This is a genomic window from Prevotella sp. P4-67 (assembly GCF_002251325.1).
GTDB lineage: Bacteria > Bacteroidota > Bacteroidia > Bacteroidales > Bacteroidaceae > Prevotella.
Genome location: NZ_NPJL01000034.1, coordinates 37,010 through 58,661, shown reverse-complemented (window position 1 = coordinate 58,661; position 21,652 = coordinate 37,010). Strand labels below are relative to the sequence as shown.

Below are 21,652 nucleotides of genomic sequence, written 5' to 3'. Positions count from 1 at the left end.
ATTATGGATTTACGTGGATGATTTCACCGGCAACACGACCGGCAAAGGATGGACTGTAGGCACACTGCACGGTGCACTGACCTGCTCGGTAGTCGCCGGCACGGTCTACATAGTAGGAGGTCTCGATGACATGGGTACCCTTGCCCATCCGGTCGAAATAATAGGATGTGCGGCAGTCGCGCGGAGCCTCATAGCAACCCTGACGATAACCGCTCAGCTGGACAACGGGCTCCAGACACGCAGCGCGCTTGTCGGTGACTTCGACAAAGTCGTAGTCGCGGTCGGCGCGGATGATGATGCGCACGGTGACCTTGTCGCCCACACCGAGGTGGGTGCCTCCGACGACCTGGCGCTCGATGCTGAAACCTTCACCAGCCTTCTCTATCTTGCCGGATGGCAGCATCATCGAGGCATAGACAGCACCCCAACTGGTGTGGGGCTGCTGCTTGGTGATGGCTATCGAGTTGACGGCGCCGTCGGCCTGCCAGGTCTGCGCGCCGATCATCGGCACGCTGGTGTCGGCTTCCATCGGCTTGCCGTCGATGGTGATGCGTGTGCCTGTGGCTGGCGCGAGGGCCGAGCCGTTGTCCTTGAGGAAGGCATAGATGGCGTTTACGCTGTTTATCGGTGTGTCCCAAGCCGTCGTACGCTTCTCCTGCAAGAGCCACTGCCGCATCTCGTCGATGGCAACGCTGTCTTGGGGAGCGAGCAGACCCATTGCCTCGATGGTGGCTACCTGTGTGGGGATGCGGTAGCTGCACCAAGAGTAGCCGGCAAGCGGAGTATCGTAGTAGCGACCCATGCCGTCCTTGTAGACGGTAAACTCGCGCGCACTCTTCAGGCACTCCTTGGCCCTGGCATCGCGTCCGTAGAGGGCGAGCACCACGGCGCTCTGCGCCTTGTCGGCGATGGTGGCCACGTGCTTCTGCTTCTCCATGATATCGAGCAGATAGTCGATGGTGGGGGTAGCCTTGCGTCCGGCGAGTGCAGAGGCGTAGAGATAGCGTGTCTCGATATAGTCGAGGCGGTCGGTCGTATGGTTCTTGGGGTCACGTTTCTTCATTTCCTCCACGCGCTGTGCCATCACTCTGTCCAATGCTGTCAGTGCGTTGTCCAGGATATTCTGCGTGGCGGTCTGCTTGCCGACGATGCGGTCGAGCCTTGCCAGCGTCTCTGCCACGGCGGCAGTCATATAGACGTTGCCTCTCATGCCTTTCCACCATGCCAACATACCGTCTTCGTCCTGCAGGTCACCGAGGCGACGCAGGATAGACGACTGCGAAGCAGCCAGCTGGTTGGCATCGAGGTATCGGGCCAGACTACGCATACGCTGGGTGTCGCGGGCGGCATCCATGAGCCACGGGGTTTCAGCCAGAACGGTCTGCTTCAGACTCTCGTTCTTTTCCAGCACGCCTGTGAGCGACTCATCGGGGCGCTGCTGCCAGAGGCTTATAGCCTGGGCGATGGCGGGCGAGCTGCCGATGATGTGCTGGGCTATGGCGTTGGCATAGTAGGCGGTGACGAGGCTCATGGCGTTGTCGCCCGAGGGGTTGGCCATCGACGGCAAAGCCTGTATCATGAGCCATGCGGGGTTGTCGGTATATTCTATAGTGGTATGCGTGCGTGTGGCGCCGGCGGAGTATAGGGATGTCAGGTCTATGGTGTGGGTGCCGGTGCCCGTGAGGGTAAACGGACGGGTGTTGACCACCTGTTCACGGTCGGGCAATACGGGCAGATAGTGCTGTTCGCCATCGGCAAAGTCGCTGCCGGTAGCCATAGCCTTGCACACCACAAGAGTCTCGTCGGTAGAGAGGTCGAAGGCGAAATAGAGGGTAGCCGCAGCCTTGGCGTCGACATCAAAGTTCTGCTGACGCGCCACGAGGGTGCGACTGCCGTCGGCGGTGGTGAGCTCCAGACGCAGTCGGCCGCTCTGGCGATGGTCCGAGGCATTGGTCACACGCACGGCGATGGTGGCATGGTCACCATTGCGCACAAAGCGGGGCATATTGGGCTGCACCATCACCTTCTTCTGTGCCACGGCGAGGGCTTCGATGGTGGTAGCATTGAGGTTGCGGTCGTGTACGAGGCCCTTGAACTTCCACGTGGTCACCGACTCGGGCAGACGGAAGCTGATGGCGATGTCGCCCTTGGCATCGGTCTGCAGGGAGGGATAGAAGAAGACGGTCTCGTTGAAGTTCTCGCGCAGAGAGGCCCACTCGGGCTCCTTCTCTGTCTCGGTGACCGACGGCTCGGGCATCGCCGCATCAGACGCCAGTTTGTCCTTGACCCTATTGGCACGGGTCGACTCGGCGCTGGCTACTCCCCTCACAAAGAGCTCCCTGCCTGCAGATGCCGAACCGGCATACATGGGGCCTGCGGTGCGATAGAGGAACCGGCAGGGCCACGCCGTAAGTTGCGAGAGCGACAGGTCGGGCTCTACCAGCATCTTGGTCTCGAGATAACTGTACAGACCGATACTTCGGCTGTAGGGTATGCGCCAGTCGGCATTGTAGAGCCGGCTTGCGCCATACTCGTTGTAGAAGCGCCAGTCATGGGCATAAATGGCATCGAGCGAATGGTCGTAGAGCGAGGCTATGAGCTGGGCGTCGGCGGGCTTGCCGTCGGGGCGGCTCACGTGGAGGGTCCACGTTTCCTGCTGTCCAGGCACGAGGCGGTCGCGGAAGGTGGTCCAGCGTGCCACAAGCCGCTTGTCGGGCATAGGCCGCATGATGCGCTGGGTGTGTATGTAGCGGCGGCCGTCCTTGACCCAAGCATAGGTGAGGGTGAGGGCGTCGCCATAGTCATCGCGGTAGGTGAAGTCGCGCAGATGGAGCTGGCCCTTGAGGTGGAGCGAGCCGCTCTCTATCACGCGGTCGTCGGCAAAGAGTGTGTAGACGACGTACTGTTCGGGAGCAGAAGAGCCAAGTTGCAGCCTTACCTTGTCCTTGCCCTTGAAGCGGGTGCCGCTCAAATAGAACCAGTCGGGGGTATCGATGGGGGCACGGCTGTCGGTGGCACTGAAGAGTACAAACGGGTGTACAAGGGTGTCGCTATCGCACACGGCGGTGAGCACATGGCGGCCGCTCTTCAGCCCCTTGAGGATGGCTCTCAGGTCTACCGCCTCGTTGGCCTTGGCGGTGTAGCTATGCTTGCCGATGGTGTAGCTTACGGTGCCGTCGATATTCTGACCGGCGCTGTTGCGGTAGTCAAAGCGTATGGAGCCGATGCTGTCGCGCTCTATCTGGTCTGCCATGTCGCAGCTGAGCATCGTAGGACGCGTGCCCAGGGCTACAGAGGTCTGGGCGTCGTGGCTCTCGCCGGCGGCATCGGTGACGGTGGCGCTGACATCAAAGGAGTAGAAGACCCGACGGTCGTAATCGGCATCATCGACCGTGAGGGGCAGACGCAGACCGAAGCGGCCCAGACTGTCGGTGACCGTGGTGGGCAACTGCTCGACATGGCTTTCACCGCGACCGAAGCGCCACCACCACAGTCCTATCCGGCGTGTAGACTTGGCGCTCACCTTGGCGTGCTGCACAGGCACTCCGGCATAGGTCATCACCCTACCGGTGAGCAGGAGCGTGTCGCCAGCCTCGTAACGGGTGCGTATCGTGTCCCATTCTATCTTGAACGTAGGACGCTTGTATTCCTCGACCCTGAAACTGGTGCTGAGCGAATAGGGCATGTCGCTGTCTATGTAGTATCTACCGGTGAGGCCGGTGGCGGGCAGCACAAACTGGCTGTGGGCGGTGCCATAGCTGTCGGTGGTCACCTTGTGCTCGGCTATCACCCGACAGTTGGCGTCGTGCAGACGTAGGGTGAGGTCGCGACCTGTGATGGCGTCGCCTTGGGTGGCGCTGCTCCTGTAGGCTCCCACCATAGCCACCTGCACGGTCTGTCCGGGACGATAGATGCTGCGGTCGGTAAAGAAGCTGAACCGCTCTTCTGCCTTGGACTTTAGGTATGAGAGCATCGACCATGTCTGACCAAACGGACTGTTGATGTCCATGCCCGAAGTAGCGCGCATATAGCTGCCTCCCCACTTGCCCGTGCAGAGCGCCTCGCCCTTGCGGTTGACGCGGATGACGGTGTCCTGGTCGCAGCGGCGCATGTCGCGTCTGATGATGATGGATGCCTCAGGCACGGGGTTTCCCGTTGTAGCGTTTACCACTACCAGCCTCATATTGGCAGTTCCCTTAGCCGACTGGCTCTGCACCATCAGGAGCAGGTCGCTTACGGAGAGAAGGGCATACTGGGGCTTCACGCCCTTGACATCGGCCTGCACCTCGACCAGATAACTGCCCAAGGGCAGCGGGGCGAGCGTGGCAGAGTCGGAGAGCAGCTTGTAGTCGGCATGGCCGATATACTTGCGCACCACCGTCTGCACGGGTGTCTTGCCTGCGTCTTGTCTGAGCGTCTCCACCAGTTTGTCTGTCTGTTGCAGAGACTCGCTACTGATGTCGGCATAGGGCTTGCTGAGCCGATAGACATTGAGGGTGAGTTGGTGGATATTGCGTATCGAGTTGATATGTATCTTGCGCTCCTTGCCGGGCAGCATCTGCCGCTCCTGGAGACTGATGTTGAACTGGGGCGCGGTGAGGTCGGTGCGCCTGTTGCGCAGGATATTCATGCGGGGCCATGCTCCCCACTTGGCTATAGCCCAGTCTATGTATCTTATGCGGCGCTCTACGATGTCTTTAGCATCTTCATCCATAGCCTCATAGTGGTCTATGGCCAGCTCGCCACACTCGTCGAGGTCTTGGTATACATTGATGAGCGAGTCTATGGCGTGCTGGTAGTGCTGCTTGCCGCTGCGGGTGTAAAGCCAGTCGCTGTGGTTCTCGCGCAGGTCGAGGCAGGCGGCCAGACAGGCGGCACGGCGGTTGCCGTGGGCTTCGTAGTAGCGGTTGAGCAGCCCATACTCCTTGGCCTCACCTGCCACAACGTGGAGCAGGTCGCCTCCGAACGCCTTGCTCATATCCCGGCGCTCCACGGCGGGCTCGTAGGTCTTGGCCTGGGTCTTGGCGAGCAGGTCGGGGTCCTTGAGGGCGCGGGCAAAGCAGTTGCGGCTCTTCTGCTGATAGGCTTTGCGGTTTATGCCTCTCTGCTGCATGGCGTAGAGCTTGCCCAGGGCGGTGGCATAGACGGCGCGCAGCACGGGCGACTTGGCGCGCTGCTCTTCGGCAGCCATCTGCGCAGCCACGGCGTCGAGCGAGTCGGGCGATATCTGGATGGTCAACCCTCCACGGGCTATCTGTGCCTTGACCAGATGGCCGTAGGCTTTCTCGGCAGTGGCGCGCACGATAATCTTGTCGAGCACGGCGATGGCAGTGCGTGGCTGCCATGCGGCGGCAGCCTTGTCGAAGCGCTGCCAGAGCGAGGTGTAGGTGTCGGCAGCCGATGCCCGCACCACGGCGATGAGCATCAGAGTGAATAATATGACCGATTTCTTCATTATTGTCAGTTCTGTAGTTACTATATCGCAAAATTAGTAAAAATAGGTGGTCACTACAAGAATATTTATATAAATGTCATTAAAAAAGCTCATTGTTTGTCATTTTGTCTTGACCACTGCCCCACCCGACTCTATCTGGCTCACGGGCGCAGCCATCCACAGGCTGGGACTGCTCGGAGAGAGCACCGCGACGATGCGTGAAACAATCCCCGCAGCCGACTGTCGACTGCGGGGATTTTGCGATATGGGCTATACTCACTGCCCTACTTGGCGGCGCGGTACTGATACCGTCCTCCGGTGATGTCCTGAAGACTGAGGTGGCGATAGAGGATGTCGTACATCTCGGTGGGCTGACTGCCCAGACGGAAGTGGACGCCATGGTCTTCATAGATGAAGCAGATATCGCCATTGCCGTCGAGCGCCATGGATGAATAGGCAGAATAGCCATCGGTAATCTCGTGGCGCTGCCATCCTTCAGCCCAGCGGTCGGGCGTGGCCCAACTGTCGGCTGTGTCGAAGGCTTTCCAGTAGATGGAGACATGGCTGCGGCGCTCAAGGTTGGTGGGATGGTTGCCAGGGGTGCCACGGGGCACCGACTGGAGAGCCACATAGACGCGGCGGCCGTCGGCATCGAGGGCTGGGATGAAGAGTATCTCGCCATTGCAGTTGTTGTTGATGGTGGCTGTACCGCCGTCGTGCTTCTCCGAGGCTACAGGCTCTGCCCAACTGCCGTCCTGGCATTGGCGGTCGGCGTAGGTGAAGATGTTGAACCATCGGCCGTCCTGACCGCTGCGACGACAACTGAGCAGCACGCGGCCGTCGGGCAGCTCTTCTATCTTGGCTTCATCACCTTGGGGGGCTGGGCGGGCGTCGGCACCGCCGAGGGGTATCCATGTGTGGCCGAAGTCATCGGAGTAGACGACCAGACTGCCCTCATTGGTCACCACGGCTGAGTAGAGACGGTAGTAGGTGCCATGCTTGACAAGTCGGCTCTGGCAGATGCGGCCGCTGGTGAAGAAGAGGCGGAAGATATTGCCATGACCGCGATAGAGGTCATAAATCTGCGAGGTCACATCGCCACCGTTCCAGGTGTAGCCGTCGTCGAGGCTGTAGTAGCGGCCTACCTTGAGTACCTTGGAGTAGTCGCCGGGTACATCTACACGCGACCTGCCGTAGCCCACTTCGCCCGAGCCGGTCATAATGAGCATGCGGCCCGTCTCGCGGTCGCGCACCACGGCGGCATCGCCATGGCTCTGGTCGAAGTTGCCGCTGCCAAATCCCATGACGGCGCAGCGGGGAGCGGTCCAGGTCTGTCCGCCGTCGTTGCTGTGGCGCACCTCGATGCTGATGTTGCCCACCGAACCTACATCGCCCCAACTGGTGGCGTCGGTCACGCCCGAGCGGTTGTCGGAGAAGGCTATGACGTGGTTGTCATACGCCACGATGGCGGGAATGCGGTAGTACTTGTGGCTGGCGGTGTCGGTCTTCCACAGCGTGGTCTGTGCGCACGCGGCAGTGGCGACGACGACCATGCCAAAGGCTGTAAGGATTGTCTTCATAATTAGTCTTTACTATATTTGTGATTATTGTTCTGGGTACAGGAGTCAGCCCGGTGCCGGCAGCGGGTTCAACTGAGGCTGTCGAAGTAACGCACCACGGGCAGCAGGAACGGCGAGAGATACTGGACGACCCTGTCGCCACGGTAGGCGATGCGCCCGCTGCTCCACGCCACATAGACGCGGCGGCGGGCACGGGTGAGGGCTACATAGAGCTTGCGACGGTCTTCGGCGCATTGGGCTTCGTCGTCGCGGGTGAAGTAGTTGGGGTAACGGCCGTCGACGACATCAAAGACGATGACATTGTCGAACTCGAGGCCCTTGGCCTTGTGGATGGTGGAGACGAAGATGCGCTCGTCGAGGACATCTGATCCGCAGAGGTCTGACTCTTTGAGGGTGTTGGTCTCCATAAGGTGGCGCTGCAGCTGCTCGGCAAGCGACGGCGCGAGGCTGCTGTCGACGATGTCGTGGGCGATATAGCTGAGCACATAGTCTATCTTGTGGGGTTGGGCATGGTCGCCGCCCATCTGGCGCAGGTAGTCGTAGACGGCACGCATCTGGCCGACCATGGCAGGACTGTCGCCAGCCGGCGCGTGGTCATAGAGCTGCTCACGGGCACGGACATAGAGGTCGCGGTAGTTGCGGCGCAGCATGTCGGCAGCCCTGCGGGTGGCGGCACGGTCAAGAAACTCCTGCTGCTCGGGGATGACCTCGCGGCAACGACGGTAGAGGTGGGCCATGACGCGGCAGGTGTCTTCAACATCGACATCGGCAAGGTGGGCATTGTCTTCGCTGAGTCCGAAGAGATGCTGGCGGCGGAAGAAGTCAAGCCGATAGCTCACCAGCTCGGGATGGAGCAGGCGCAGGAGCTTGAGGGTGTCGATGCAGCGGTCGTGAGCAGGAAGGGGGGCTTCGGGAAGATAGCGGCTGAGGTTGTGGACGAGGATTTGGTAGTCGTACTCGACATTGTGACCCACCAGACGGCAGTCGCCGATGTAGTCGACAAACTGGCGCAGTGCCTCGGCATGGCCGACGAGGGTGGCGTGGCGCCGCTCTTTGATGATGGGGTTGGGGATGTCGCCGAGCATCTCGGGGATGGGGCGCTCGGTCTGGATATGCACCACAAAGGAGGAGCCCTCGACCATGCGGCCATGCTGCATCTTGACAGCGGCTATCTGCAGGATGTCGTCGTCGAAGACGCTGAGTCCGGTGGTCTCGGTATCGAAGACCACCACGGGAGCGTCGGCGTCGACGGCAGCCACAAAGTCCTGCACGTAGGTGGTGGAGTCGTAGAGCAGAAAATCGGAGGGCAGGAGGGCGCGGTTGAGCATCTTGCGCATAAACTCGCGGGCAGAGGCGGGAGCGGCAAAGACGCCCAATCCATAGAGCAAGCGTGCCCATGCCATGAAGTTGGTCTCCGAGGCAAGCACATTGAGATGGGCGAGCATGGTCTTGACCTGGACTGAGGCAAAAATATCTGTTCCCGACACCTGGAAGAAGGGCATATCGAGGGCATGGAGTGCCTCGCCCACCTTGTCGGCATCATAGTTGGAGTTGACCACGATGGCGGTGGTCTCACGGTTGTCGGCAAGGGCGAGCTTGCGGGCAAGGGCAGCCACATCGTGATACTCGCTGTCGATGAGGGGCGACTCGATGAGCCGCATCTCGGCACAGTCGGCGGCGTCGCTGGGCTGGGCTGTGGGCAGCAGAGCGCGGTCTACGCCCAAGACTTCGGCAGCATAGTGATTGGTCATGGCAAGGAGCGACGCCGGCGAACGGTGGTTGATGTTGAGGTGGTAGATATGGTCGCCACAGCGCTGGCGCAGCAGGGCAAGGGTGTCGCTCTTGGCGCCCATAAAGGAGAAGATGGCCTGCTGGGCATCGCCGAGATACATCACCATGCCCTCGCCACGGGTGACGGCGGTATCGGTGATGAGGTCGATGATGGCCATCTGCATGGCGTTGAGGTCCTGAACCTCGTCGACCTGTATCCAGCGGTAGTGGGGATAGTCGTTGTCGACAGTGAGGGCGTCGTAGGTGAGCAGGAGCAGGTCTTCGAAGTCGATGAGCTTGTTCTGACGGCAGTAGGCGGTGTAGGCGTGGGCATAGCGCATCTTGCGCAGGGTGTTGGCGGCAAGGGCTTGGGTGCCCACATCGAAGGCGTCGCCATGGATGAAGTCGCGGTAGTCGTCGGTGTGGTCGTAGATATGTATCATGGCGTCGGGGGTGAACTCGCGACGCTCGGCACGGCAGATGGCTTTGAGAGCGCGCACATCGTCGGCACTGACACAGTCGGGATGGAGCCTCAGCCCACGCGGATGATGATGGATAATCTGGTGCATGAAGTGGGCAAACTGGATAATCTCAGCATACTCGCGACGGCGGTTGTGGCGCTGCTTGATGGCACTTTCTTCCTCGTTCTGGTAACGGGCAAGGATGCTCAGGGCATCGTCATCGTCGATGACCGAGGTCTCTGCCTCGACAAGGTGGTGCTCGAAGAGGAAACGGGAACAGAATCTATGGATATTGCCGACATAGAGCTGGCCGAGGTCGGCACCCTCGATATACTGGGCGATGCGCTCGCGCATGCCGCGGGCAGCGCGGTTGGTAAAGGTGAGGCAGAGCATTTCGCCATAGGCTATGCCCTGGTCGTTGGCACGACGGATGCGCTCGGTAAGTATCTGGGTCTTGCCGCAGCCAGGGGGCGCCAGCACCAGGTGGTAACCGCCTAACGGGGTTTCTATCACGCGCAGCTGACTTGCGTCGGGCTGCCAGGCAGGGGACATAGATTGTGTCATAGTCGTATGGGTCTGAAAGAAAATATCCATAACCGCCACATGCACTGTGACTATGACGGTCATGGATAAGGATTATATCAGGTTAAGGGGTGTGATGGGCAGCGGAGAGGGCGAAGGGGCGACGCCAACATCAGTACGTGTCGGGCGAGTTGCCATAAGGGATACGACGCGGAGCCTTGAGGGCTACTCTCGTGGTGGTCTCCATTTTTAAGCCGTCACGCCCTTGAAAGCTCATCGTAGTGAGCTTTCCCTCTATGAGCAGTTGCAGCCAGGCTGCTGCCTTTGAGGATATGCGGTGCTCTTCCATATAGTAGTGGGTGGCCTGTTCGGGATGGTTCTTGTTTTTATACTCCCAAGCCTCACCGTTGGCAAGTTGGTCGCGGTCGCATATATAGACCGTGCTGAATTCACGGCCGTCGGCGAGGGTGTGGTTGATGAGTTTGAGGACATCTATGCCATCCACAAAACACTTGATATATTTGTCGGTCGCCATGAGCTGCTTGTATGCCGAGCTGTAAGGTCTGAAGTCGCGGGGGACCCAGAAGATGTCTGTCACCTTGTTCGGACCATGAGCCCAGCTGCTGGTGCATATCACAATGTAGTTGCCATCGCCAGCATCGAGCTGTTTGATAATGCGGTCTTTCATCCAGGAGATGTACAACCGCTGCTGGTCGGTCATTTCCTGGGCAGATGGTGTCGAGGGAGTGGTCTTCTGAACCGGCTTGGGGGTAGTCACAGGCGCCGGTGCCGCTTGAGGGGCTGGCTTGGGGGTAGCCACGGGCGCCGGAGTAGCGGGCGTGGTAGGCGTAGAGGGCTGATAACCTATCCGCTGCTTAATCTCTTCGACGGTGGCATCATAACTGATGTAAGAGCCGTCGTCGCCACGCTTCAGCGAGAAGTCGAGGATGGTGGAACCGGGCGTATTGAGGGCTTCGCCATTGGCGGTATTGGTCACGAGGACATTGAGATAATAGTGGTGGTCGCCCTCGGGCCAATTGCCTGTGTCGTAGTTGACAAAGAGGGTGTAGTCCAGATAGGTGTCGATGTCGTGGCTGGGCATCAGGGCACCGTCGCAGCGGTAGATGACCTCGGGGTCGTCGCCCGCCACATCACTGTCGAGGGTAACCTCGCCGGTGAGGCTCACGCTGCGGCGCTTCATTCCGCTCACGGTAAGATAGAGGTGGACCTTCATGCCACGCTGGCCGTCCAGGATGACATCGTGCTCTACCCAGGCACGGGAAATCTTGGCATAGCGCCGGGCCGCAGCGCTGGCTCTCATGGTCACAAGCAAGGCGACCATGAGCAGCATGCCAGTGCGGACGGCAAAGGATAAGGAAGAGGTGTTCATATCGTCAACGATTGAAGCCTGCCCCGCATCAGACCTTCTTGGTGGTGCGGGTGGCTATGATGAAATAGGTAATGAGCAAAAGGTAAGCAGCCAGAGACAGGAGCTCGCTCAGGTGGTTGGCCCACCAGGCGTCGTAGTTGAACTCGATGCCGCCAAACTTGAGCAGAGCGCTCACTACGCCCATCAGGGCACCGCCGGCGATAAATCCGCTGGCAAGCAGGGTACCCTTCTCGCCACGGGCCTTGTTGACCTCAGCATCCTGCGAACGGGTGGTGACAAACCAGTTGACGGCGCCACCCACGAGGAGGGGGATATTGAGTTCCATAGGGATAAACATACCCAGGGCAAAGGCAAGGGCTGAAATCTTGCAACGGTCGAGAACGAGGGCGATGACGGCGCCGATGCCGTAGAGCAACCAGGGCGCACCCTGACCGTTCATGAGCGGAGCGATGACGGCTGCCATGGCGTTGGCCTGGGGTGCGGCGAGCTTGCCGCTCTGGAAGCCGTAGGTCTTGTTGAGCACGATCATCACGCCGGCTACAGTGGCTGCCGACACGATGGTGCCGAGGAATTTCCAGGTCTCCTGCTTCTTGGGAGTGGTACCCAACCAGTAACCGATCTTGAGGTCGGTGACAAAGCTGCCTGCCATAGAGAGGGCGGTACATACCACAGCACCCATAAGGAGGGCTGCGAGCATACCGGCATTGCCCTTGAGACCCACAGCCACCATCACTACCGAGGCGAGGATGAGGGTCATGAGCGTCATGCCCGATACGGGGTTGCTACCCACGATGGCTATGGCATTGGCTGCCACAGTGGTGAAGAGGAAGGCTATCACGGCAACCAGCAGGATGGCTACCACGGCATGGGTGAGGTTGAAGTCCATCACGCCGGCATAGAAGAAGGCGAAGGTAACCATAAGGGTGAGCACCGAGCCGATGGCGATAATCTTGAAGGAGATGTCGCGCTGGGTGCGCACTACCTCTTCGGCGCCAGCGCCCTTGCCCTTCATCTCACGGGCGGCAAGGCCGACGGCACTCTTGATGATGCCCCAGCTCTTGATGATGCCTATCACACCAGCCATGGCGATGCCACCGATACCGATGGAACGGCCGTAGGCCTTGAAGATAGCTTCGGGAGTCATTTCACCCACAGGAGTGACAATATTGGGATCCCACTGGTTGAGGACGGTGTCAGGGAAAAGCAAGGACATACCCGGAACGATAAGCCACCACACGGCAAGCGAACCGAAGCAGATGATGGCGGCATAGCGCAGACCGATGATGTAGCCCAGACCAAGGACGGCAGCTCCGGTGTTGACCTTTAAGACGAGCTTGGCATGGTCGGCAAGCTGCTGACCCCATGTCACTACACGCGAGGTGAAGTTCTCGTTCCACAGACCAAAGGTGGCGACGATGAAGTCGTAGAGTCCACCGATGAGACCAGCCACGAGCAGGGGCTTGGCCTGGCTGCCTCCCTTGGCACCCGACACGAGCACCTGGGTGGTGGCAGTGGCTTCGGGGAAGGGATATTTGCCGTGCATATCCTTAACGAAATACTTGCGGAAAGGTATGAGGAAGAGGATGCCGAGGATACCACCCAGCGACGAAGCGATGAATACGCGCAGGAAGTCGGCCTGGAGGTCAAGCATATAGATGGCGGGCATCACAAAGATGGCTCCGGCTACCACAGCGCCCGAACAGGCACCGATGCTCTGGATGATAACATTCTCGCCCATGGCGTTGCGGCGCTTGGTGGCCGACGACAAACCGATGGCGATGATGGCGATAGGGATGGCGGCCTCGAATACCTGACCTACCTTCAATCCCAGATAGGCGGCAGCAGCCGAGAACAGCACTACCATCAACAATCCCCACGTCACACTCCATGCTGTGACTTCGGGAATGGTCTTTTCGGGACCCATAATGGGCTTGTACTCCTCGCCGTCGTGAAGTTCACGAAAAGCGTTGTCGGGCAGCTGCACCGCGTCTTTCTCTTTTTCTGTCATTGTAGTATATATTAGTAATGTTATGATTTATGCAAAGGTAGTGCAAGTCGAAGACAATGCAAAGAAAAAGCATAAGATTTTTCATTTTGCATTGTTGAGACGCCGCCTAACTTATCAAAAGGTAGTGCAAACCGAGCGAAATGCAAAACAATCTATTGTTTTTATTTCCGAGGTGCCGCCTACCTTCACGGCGTCAGCCGTAGAGTTAATGGAAACTGAAGAGAATACAAAACAATCTTCTGTTTTTTATATTTCCACTCACTTCCCCTGCCCTACCTTCATCATGAAGGGCGTGGCGGGCAGTCCTGTCGAACCAAAGAGGTTGGCGTCTTCGGGATTGTTTTCCCAGCCGTAGGTCACCGTGGTCACTGCGAGGTTGGGAGTGGTGAGCAGGCGCACGCTGTCGGTGCCTGCTATCTCGGCCTTGACACAGTGGCGCTTGCCCTGGGCGTCGATGACAGCAAATCCGCAGAGATAGCCATAGCGGTCATGACACTGCAGACCCTGGGCCACATGGCTGAAGGTGACCAGGATGGTGCCGTCGCCCTGGCGGCTAACGCCGGTGGCACGAGGACTCTGGCAGACGAGGTCGCTATGGCCATAGTCGTTGTGCAGGGCATGGAGGGCAAGGCGGCGGGCTACGGTATGCTTGTCGAGGGGATGTTCGTCGGTGGGATTGCCCACGTCGATAGTCACCGCCTGCCCCGTATGGGCAAGGGAGAGGGCCGAAGTCTGTGCATCGCGCAGTCCGGCAAGGTCGTTCTTGGGCGTGGCGATGAAGTTGGGCAACTGCACCCAGTAGAATGGCAGCTCCGGACGCTGACGAGCCTGTCGCCAGCCGTCAATCATGGCTGGGAAGAGGTCGCGGTATTCGCTGGGGCGCTCGGTATTGGCTTCGCCCTGATACCAGACGATGCCCTTGACGGGATAGGGAGCCACGGGGGCGACCATACCATTATATATACGTGAGGGGAAGTCGTTGGAGAAGTAGCTGCGGAAACCGCTGTTGTCCTTCTCTACCGACACGCAGTAGCTCCAGGGATGATTGAGGATAGAGAGACGACGGCTGCCCACCTGGACATAGAAGAGGCTGGCTGAGCCATAGCATCCGCCACCGTCGTGGTCGTCGATAATCTTGACCGTCAGCTCGTTGTCGCCGGCATGGAGCACACCGGCAGGTATCTGGTAACGACGCTTGACGGCATAGCCACGGGTGGCACCCACACGGTGGCCGTTGACCCAGGTCACATCGGCATCGTCGATGAAACCGAGGGAGAGCAGAGCCTCGCGACCGGCGAGGGAGTCGGGCACGGTGAACTTAGCAGTGGTCCAGACCACGCCGTCCATCCGGGCGAGAGGAGCGTCGGCCCACAGACCAGGCATGGCGAGGGGCTGCCAGTGACTCTTGTCGTAAGAGGGGGCATACCAGCCTTCGGCTTCGCCACGATCGGCAGCCACCTCACGCTCGAAGCGGGCGTCGTTGGCAAGTCCGCGCAGCTCGTTGGCACGGAAGGCGTCAGAGCGGAGCTGCTCCATGAGCTGGGTATACTTGGGGAAACGGTCTATCGACCCCATGGTCATCCAGCTCTCAATCTGGGTGCCGCCCCAACTGGCGTTGACGATGCCCACAGGACAGCCGAGCGCCGCATTGAGTTCTTTGGCGAAGAGGTAGCCCACGGCGGTGAAGCAGTCGGCAGCCTCGGGGGTAGTGACAGCCCAGTGTCCACTCACATCGTCGGCAGGACGGCTCGCCAGGGCGTGGTTGATTTCAAAGAGGCGTATGCTGGCATTAGTGGCATGGCTAATCTCGTCGTCGGCACGGTCGATGCTGCGCAGACGGAAGTCCATATTGGACTGGCCACTGGTCATCCACACCTCGCCAGCGAGAATGTCGGTCACGGAGAGGCTTTCCTTGCCGGCTGAGACTGTGAGGGTGTGAGGTCCGGCGGCGCTGATGGCGGGGAGATAGAGACTCCAGCGGCCGTCCTTGCCGGTGCGCACGGTAGCCTTGTGTCCGGCGAGGGTGGCTGTAACCTTCTGACCTTGGGCAGCCCATCCCCAAACGTGTACGGGCTCGCCGCGCTGAATCACCATGTGGTCTGAAATGATGGCGGGCAAACGGAGTTGCGCCATAGCGCCCAGGGCAAAAGCCATGAGCAGGAGTGTCAATGTGTAGATTCTTTGTTTCATGACAGTGGATAAGTTTAACAACTCAATAAGTAGGTTTATGATCATTGTGACTACAAATTTACACATTTTTAGCGGTTAAAACGCCATCCCCCGCCATGTTTTTGCATATTGGGATGAAATTGGTAGGCAACGAGAGGATGGTTGCGTCGCAGTAGATAGCACTGCGGAGCGCGGAAGGGAAGACGGGGAGCGAGGAGACCACACCGCCAACTTCGTATCATAAGGCACGAGCCCTCGTAACATAAGGCACGAGCTCACGTATCATAAGGCACGAGCCCACGTATCATAAGATACGAGCCAGCCGACATGGTCACGGCGGTGGCAAAGTGAAGCTCCACCCCAGTCTTCATCAAGGGGAAGGAGCGCAACCCAATCTCCTCGAACACAACGAGAATGAATTCACACCCCATGGTGAAGGTTTGGGAGATGGGCTCAATTCTCTCCCTTTGTAGAGAGCCAGAGAGGGGCTTCTTGGGTACACTCCGCAAGCAGCGGCAACTCTGAAGGAGTTGCGTTTCCCCAGCCCAGGGTTGAGGGCGAAGCACGCTACCCTGGGTAAGTGACCAACTAATATAGCTACTCTGTAAGAGTTGCGCTTAGCCGTAGGCGTTACTTGTCGTGTGTATTTCCTTATTACATGAATTTACCGTCACAAGGAGCTACAAAAAGTTTTGTGGCTTTTCAGGGCTTCGCCCTATGCGTCCGTGTGTGTCGGGAGATATCTCGAGAGCGAGCTCTCGGATATTCCCCGCCATCCCCATCCGCGCCTGCCCGGTGGCAGGCTGAAAAGCCGCAAATACAAAAAGTCCGCCGTTGGCGGTAAAAAAAGTCCGGCTGCGCCGGTACAAAAAATGATTACCTTATTTCCTGTCCGTAGCGGTATATAAATGGAATAACACAAGCTGCTATTCCTGCAGTGGTAACGCCTTCGGCTAATCGCAACTCCTACAGAGTAGCTAAGGAGGGTGGTGTTCTTACCCAGGGTAGAGGCGCTGCTCGCCTCAACCCTGGGCTATGAAATCGCAACTCCTACAGAGTTGCCAGGGGTGCGTACCATCAACCACAAGCCCCATCCTAACCTTCCCCAAGGGGAAGAAAAAAGCCAAACAAAGGCCCCATTCCAGCCTTTTTCAAGAAAAGGAGCGTAATCATAACCTCCTAAAACACAACGGGAATGGATTCCCACCCCTTGGTGAGGGCTGGGGAGGGGCTTACAAGCTGCTGTTTTTTTACCGCCAAAGGCGGACTTTTTGAACGGCCAAAGGCCGCTTTTTGAACCATGCTGGCGGTTGGCGTCATGCAAAGCATGGCGTTGGGGATGGCGGCGACGACAAGGAGGAAAACTCGTTTTCCGACTGCCGTCACCGACAGCCACAAAAAGGCGAAGCCGACAACAGCCGCCATGGCTTTTTGTGTTGATATCAACCCCTAATTGATGCAGCTATTAATGGATTAATCCCACGATTGAAATCTTGTTTCCTGCCGTGGTAACGCCTTCGGCTAATCGCAACTCTTACAGAGTAGCTAAACATTATTATATATTTACCCAGGGTAGAGGCGCTGCTCGCCTCAACCCTGGGCTATGAAATCGCAACTCCTACAGAGTTGCCGTAGGGAAGCCCCATCCCAGCCTTCCCCAAGGGGAAGGTGTGCACCACAACCTCCTCAAACACAAGAAGAACGAATTCCCGCCCCTTGGAGAGGGTTAGGGAGGGGGCTACAAGCTGCTGTTTTTTTACCGCCAAAGGCGGACTTTTTGAACGGCCAAAGGCCGCTTTTTGAACCATGCCGGCTGTTGTCGTCATGCAAAGCATGGCGTTGGGGATGGCGGCGACGACAAGGAGGAAAACGAGTTTTCCGACTGCCGTCACCGACAGCTACAAAAAGGCGAAGCCGACAACAGCCGCCATGGCTTTTTGTGTTGATATCAACCTATTACATAAGTAGGTAATTATAGATTAGCCCAGCGATTGCCCCATGTTTCGTGCTGCGGGTAACGCCTTCGGCTAATCGCAACTCTTACAGAGTAGCTAACCATTATTATATATTTACCCAGGGTAGAGGCGCTACGCCCCTCAACCCTGGGCTGAGAAATCGCAACTCCTACAGAGTTGCCAAGGGATGCGTACCATCAACCCCACACCATCAAAAAAAAACGTGGCAGGGAACTCAATCCTTGCCACGCTGTATGAAATAGGGCGGTATGGGCGTTGCCAATACTGTCAGGTTACTTCTTGTGCTTCTTGTAATACTCCAGTCCGAGCTTGACGTTCTTGGTGAGCGCATTGGAACTGAAGGTGGCGCCGCTGACGCCATCGACCTCGGCCTTCTGGGCCTTGGCCACTGTAAGGCCCTCAAACTGCTGGAGCACAGCCTTGGCACGGGCGAAGAACTTGGGAGTCTCTCTGTTGGGCAGAGCCTCTACCTTGACCACCTTGTTTTTCTCGATGTGTATCAACACGGGAGTGGCGCCCTTGAAGCCACGCACCTGCGCACCCAACTGGGTGGTGTTGACGATGGTGGTGTTGCCCTTATGGGTCATGATTTCATCGGCAGGACGCGCACTGATGAGCAGCGCCACTACCACTGCCGCCATCACGGAGGCAAGCATAAGATAAGTTTTGCGATTCATTATGATTCGTTTTCCGTTGTTTTCTGCTTATACCAGATGACTGATAATCTCCTCACGGTCGCCAGCGAGCATGTCGATAACGGGTATCTCGGGCATGGTGTAGCAACCGGGCTGCAGATGCATAGTGGCGCGAGCCACATTGACAAGCACCTGAGCGGTGAGGGCAGGGTTATTGATGCTCATATTGAACTCGAAACGCTGGTTTGGGGTCTTGCCGCTCACACCCTTGCGCACGAGGTTGACACCATGGCCCATATCGCGCACATCATCGACAGAGGCTACGGCGAAGACATGGGTCTCATCGTTGGCGAAATAGGGGTCGGCCTTGATCTCGGCAGTAACCTGCTCGAGGGTGGCTCCGTCTTCGAGCTCTACATAGACCATACGGCGATGGATGCCTTCGCCGAGGGGAATGGTGACAGAGAGGGCATTGCGCACACCCTCCTTGCTGCGCACGCAGACAGAGTGACCCATACTCATGCCGGGACCGAAGTTGGTATAGCTGAGTCCTTTGGGGGCGAGGCTCTCCATGAGCACGCGCACTACGGAATCTGAACCGGGGTCCCATCCGGCAGCGATGACGCTGACACGGCCTGCCTTCTTGCAGTTTTCCATCTGCTGGCGGCGATAGTCGAGGATGCTGGTATGGATATCAAAGCTGTCGACGGTATTGATGCCCATAGCCACTATCTTGGCTGAATAGTCGGGGCAAGAACGTGTAGGCGTGGCGAGAATAGCCACATCTACATCGTGGAGCAGGGAGATATCATCTACTACCTCATAAGGGGTAAGTTCCAATGGGCAGTCTGTGTTGCCTTGACGACGCACGATGCCGGCAATCTCGAAATCCTTAGCGGCTTCGAGGGCCTGCACGGCGTAATGACCGATATTGCCGTAACCTACTACGGCGGCTCTAATCTTTTTCATTGTCAGTATAATGTTAAATTTGTTGTTTGCGATGGCAAAATTACTCCATTTCTGCGTAAAAACCGCCATCTTAACAGTATTTTTTACTGAGAAAAGATAAAATGCCAACGCACCAACCATCAAAAAAGTCCCGATGACGCTCATGGTCATCGGGACTCTTCTAAACTATATTATATAATAAGGTGTATTATTCGGCTTCCATGTCATAGCCATAAACCTCAATCTCCTGACAAGCGATCTGAGAGCTTGCGCGGCTATTGTGCATTACCATGGCAATGTAGCGACACTGAGTACCGTTGGCATTCTCGTTGTGAGAAGCATCACCATTCCAGAAGGTGGTGCCACGCCAGTACTTGGCCTTGGCAAAAGTAGGCTCAGTAGCGATAGGCCATGGGGTGCCAGATGGAGAGGCATAAGCAGAACCTGGGTCAAGATTGAAAGGCTCGTCGCCGAAGAAGTAAGACACATTGTACAGACGACGCCTACCCATGTTGCCTGGCAAGAAGTTGTGTACAACCATACGGTTGATAACGTATGAAGTCTTCTTCATATCAATCTGGAGGACTACCGGCCACTTGCCACCATTGTTCCAAACCCATGCCTTGGTCATGTCAGCGGTAACAAGTCCGTCGAATACCTTGCTGGGAGGTGTTGCAGCGTTCCAGCCTGTAGCAGTAACTTCCCACTCAGAGGGATCGAGACGGCTGGCGATAGGTGTAGGACTCTTGCTCCAGTCATTCCAGATGGTGTCAAGACCTTCGGCGGGGCAGTAACCAGAACTGTACTGGTAACGCACACCACCCTTGGCGTTGGCAAAGACTGTGCTGGCCTGTGCACTGGGCACGGGCTCGGTGACAACCCATTCGCCGTCGGCGTTGAGGTAACGGAACTTGGTAGCAACCATCTCGTTGGTACCGAAGCCAAGGGCTACGTTGGCATCAGCGCCTTTCATCTCGGCCGACTTGATGGTACGCTCTGCGTGGGTAGAAAGCCAGATGGCGCCATAGGGCGATGCTGACTTCTCGGAAGTCATGGAAACGTGGTTCTCGGCATCATAGTTGGTGATGGTGAAAGAGTGGCTCTGCTCCTTGAGGTCGTTAATCTCGACAAGGATGCTGTCCTGTCCCTCAAAGTCAGCATAACTAATCTCACGTGTCTTCTCGCCATTGTCCCATGTGATGACAGCGCGCTTAACGGCTGGGTCTTTGGGAGCAGCCCACTTGAGCTGAACTCTGCCTGAACCCAGAATAGCTCTGAGTCCATTGGCCTTCTCGGGATAAATGCTGCCGCCAGGTACTACCCACTCCTTGTAGATATCATCCTGATCCTTACAAGAGGTAAAGCTACCTACGAGTGCGGCTATCAACGATATATATAATAGTTTTCTCATTGCTTTAACGTTTTAAGAGTTATTATTTGTTCACCTGTCCCCATGGTGTGATCTCACCGATAAACCATGCACCCGATGTAGCGGGATACTGGTAAGTGGCAAAGGTATTGACCACTACGAGACGCAGGTAGCGAATCTTGTCGTAAGCGTTAGGAGTAAGCTCATTGGTATTGTCTACCTCATACTCGGTATTGTAGAGATAATACTCACGGTCCTCAGGAGTCCATCCATCGACAGTGCCGTCGGGAGCATAGCCAGAGGGCTTGTACTGCTCACCCTTAGCCAACATCACCCAACCACGGCTGAAGCCATGACGCTGCTGGTAGTCGGGGTCGGTCTTCGCGCAAGGATTCTTGGTAAGGTCTTCCTTGGGGTCGTCATAGATACCCCAGAACTCCCACTGACGGATGTTACCACCCTGGAATACATCGTAGTCGGAACGTGGATAAGTCTTGATACGGCTAAGCACGGTACCCTCTTCGCCTACACCGAGGTCGATGGTAAGCCATGTGGGGATAGGACAACCCTTAGCGGCAACGAAGAATCTGCCAGTACCGGTAGTCGCCTTGTCCCAGAGTGCGGCAACACCACCACCATTGGGGTCGTTGACAAAGTTGTCGTCGGCAACAGGGTAATACTTGAACTTGCTCTTGTCAAGTTCAGTCTCGGCCTTAGGAGTAATCTTGATAAGCTGGCGCTCAGAGGTGTTGCCGTAGCTGTCGCGCAGATAAGCAGAAAGCACGGTGGGCACAGCCGACATGTTGCGGCGTGTGAGCATAACCGAGTCGCTCGACATGAAAAGCGTAGAAACGTCCTTCCACTTGCGCTGCTCGTAGGTGAGGTCCTGGTCGGCATTCAGGGTATCGGCCTGAACCACGAGGGCGAGAGTAGCCTTGGTAGGATTGTTCTTAATCTTTACCTTGAAACCACCGAAAGCCTCGAAGAACTCAAAGCTGGCAGTATTGACAGGTGCCTCGAGAGGAGTAATCTTCACGGTCTGTGCCTCTGACTTCACGTCGTCGGCGTTGAAGCTGCGTACCTCTACAGCATGCTCCTGAAGGTCGGCATAGCCTTCTACCATCAAGGTATCAAGATAACGGGAGATACGAGACTCTACCATGGCACCATTGCGCTCATAGGTAGCCACGATGCCCTTGATGTATGGGTCATCGGGAATCTGGAATTTCAGCACGGCACCACCAGGAACAGACTTAACGTCTACTATCTTGGGCTGCTGGGGCAAGGGTAAGCCTCCGCGCTGATCAATTCTGTCTCCGTCGCTACAGCTGGAGATAGCCATAGCAGACAGGAGCAATATGCTGAACGATAATAATAATTTCTTCATAAT

Annotated in this window: 12 protein-coding genes; all 12 read right to left on the bottom strand. The window is 57.4% G+C overall.

The window, feature by feature from the left end; translation table 11 throughout:
• Position 1: 1 nt before the first annotated feature.
• On the bottom strand, positions 2-5,455 hold the full coding sequence (locus CIK92_RS05920; RefSeq protein WP_094388477.1) for an alpha-2-macroglobulin family protein: 5,454 nt from the start codon (positions 5,453-5,455) through the stop codon (positions 2-4).
• Positions 5,456-5,718: 263 nt separating this feature from the next.
• The gene (locus tag CIK92_RS05915) at positions 5,719-7,014 is read right to left on the bottom strand and encodes a sialidase family protein (RefSeq protein ID WP_144289351.1); all 1,296 of its coding nucleotides are present in this window, start codon (positions 7,012-7,014) and stop codon (positions 5,719-5,721) included.
• Between the two features lie 68 nt (positions 7,015-7,082).
• The gene (locus CIK92_RS05910) at positions 7,083-9,809 is read right to left on the bottom strand and encodes a 3'-5' exonuclease (RefSeq protein ID WP_094388475.1); all 2,727 of its coding nucleotides are present in this window, start codon (positions 9,807-9,809) and stop codon (positions 7,083-7,085) included.
• A 130-nt stretch (positions 9,810-9,939) separates the two neighbouring features.
• Positions 9,940-11,157: a hypothetical protein gene (locus tag CIK92_RS05905; protein WP_144289350.1), complete on the bottom strand. Its 1,218-nt coding sequence runs from the start codon at positions 11,155-11,157 to the stop codon at positions 9,940-9,942.
• Positions 11,158-11,185: 28 nt separating this feature from the next.
• Positions 11,186-13,165: an OPT family oligopeptide transporter gene (locus tag CIK92_RS05900; protein WP_094388473.1), complete on the bottom strand. Its 1,980-nt coding sequence runs from the start codon at positions 13,163-13,165 to the stop codon at positions 11,186-11,188.
• A 258-nt stretch (positions 13,166-13,423) separates the two neighbouring features.
• Positions 13,424-15,355 carry a sialate O-acetylesterase gene (locus tag CIK92_RS05895; RefSeq protein ID WP_158214742.1) on the bottom strand — a complete coding sequence of 644 codons (1,932 nt, stop codon included), beginning with the start codon at positions 15,353-15,355 and terminating at the stop codon, positions 13,424-13,426.
• A gap of 254 nt (positions 15,356-15,609) precedes the next feature.
• Positions 15,610-15,765 carry a hypothetical protein gene (locus CIK92_RS13735; RefSeq protein WP_158214741.1) on the bottom strand — a complete coding sequence of 52 codons (156 nt, stop codon included), beginning with the start codon at positions 15,763-15,765 and terminating at the stop codon, positions 15,610-15,612.
• 748 nt (positions 15,766-16,513) lie between these two features.
• Positions 16,514-16,759, bottom strand: coding sequence for a hypothetical protein (locus tag CIK92_RS13385; protein ID WP_144289349.1), 246 nt, complete (start codon positions 16,757-16,759; stop codon positions 16,514-16,516).
• A gap of 823 nt (positions 16,760-17,582) precedes the next feature.
• The gene (locus CIK92_RS05880) at positions 17,583-17,966 is read right to left on the bottom strand and encodes an FMN-binding protein (RefSeq protein ID WP_371594070.1); all 384 of its coding nucleotides are present in this window, start codon (positions 17,964-17,966) and stop codon (positions 17,583-17,585) included.
• Between the two features lie 48 nt (positions 17,967-18,014).
• Positions 18,015-18,914: a diaminopimelate dehydrogenase gene (locus CIK92_RS05875; RefSeq protein WP_094388468.1), complete on the bottom strand. Its 900-nt coding sequence runs from the start codon at positions 18,912-18,914 to the stop codon at positions 18,015-18,017.
• Positions 18,915-19,101: 187 nt separating this feature from the next.
• Entirely contained in the window at positions 19,102-20,304 is a 1,203-nt protein-coding gene (locus CIK92_RS05870; RefSeq protein ID WP_094388467.1) for a DUF4998 domain-containing protein, read from the bottom strand.
• Positions 20,305-20,326: 22 nt separating this feature from the next.
• Positions 20,327-21,649: a DUF5000 domain-containing lipoprotein gene (locus CIK92_RS05865; RefSeq protein WP_094388466.1), complete on the bottom strand. Its 1,323-nt coding sequence runs from the start codon at positions 21,647-21,649 to the stop codon at positions 20,327-20,329.
• Positions 21,650-21,652 lie beyond the last annotated feature (3 nt).

Excerpts from the sequence above, each read along its gene's own strand:
- CIK92_RS13385 (WP_144289349.1), bottom strand. The coding sequence starts at position 16,759 with ATGGCGGCTGTTGTCGGCTTCGCCTTTTTGTGGCTGTCGGTGACGGCA.
- CIK92_RS05920 (WP_094388477.1), bottom strand. The coding sequence starts at position 5,455 with ATGAAGAAATCGGTCATATTATTCACTCTGATGCTCATCGCCGTGGTG.
- CIK92_RS05915 (WP_144289351.1), bottom strand. The coding sequence starts at position 7,014 with ATGAAGACAATCCTTACAGCCTTTGGCATGGTCGTCGTCGCCACTGCC.
- CIK92_RS13735 (WP_158214741.1), bottom strand. The coding sequence starts at position 15,765 with ATGGGGTGTGAATTCATTCTCGTTGTGTTCGAGGAGATTGGGTTGCGC.
- CIK92_RS05865 (WP_094388466.1), bottom strand. The coding sequence starts at position 21,649 with ATGAAGAAATTATTATTATCGTTCAGCATATTGCTCCTGTCTGCTATG.
- CIK92_RS05910 (WP_094388475.1), bottom strand. The coding sequence starts at position 9,809 with ATGACACAATCTATGTCCCCTGCCTGGCAGCCCGACGCAAGTCAGCTG.
- CIK92_RS05875 (WP_094388468.1), bottom strand. The coding sequence starts at position 18,914 with ATGAAAAAGATTAGAGCCGCCGTAGTAGGTTACGGCAATATCGGTCAT.
- CIK92_RS05870 (WP_094388467.1), bottom strand. The coding sequence starts at position 20,304 with ATGAGAAAACTATTATATATATCGTTGATAGCCGCACTCGTAGGTAGC.
- CIK92_RS05900 (WP_094388473.1), bottom strand. The coding sequence starts at position 13,165 with ATGACAGAAAAAGAGAAAGACGCGGTGCAGCTGCCCGACAACGCTTTT.
- CIK92_RS05895 (WP_158214742.1), bottom strand. The coding sequence starts at position 15,355 with ATGAAACAAAGAATCTACACATTGACACTCCTGCTCATGGCTTTTGCC.
- CIK92_RS05880 (WP_371594070.1), bottom strand. The coding sequence starts at position 17,966 with ATGCTTGCCTCCGTGATGGCGGCAGTGGTAGTGGCGCTGCTCATCAGT.
- CIK92_RS05905 (WP_144289350.1), bottom strand. The coding sequence starts at position 11,157 with ATGAACACCTCTTCCTTATCCTTTGCCGTCCGCACTGGCATGCTGCTC.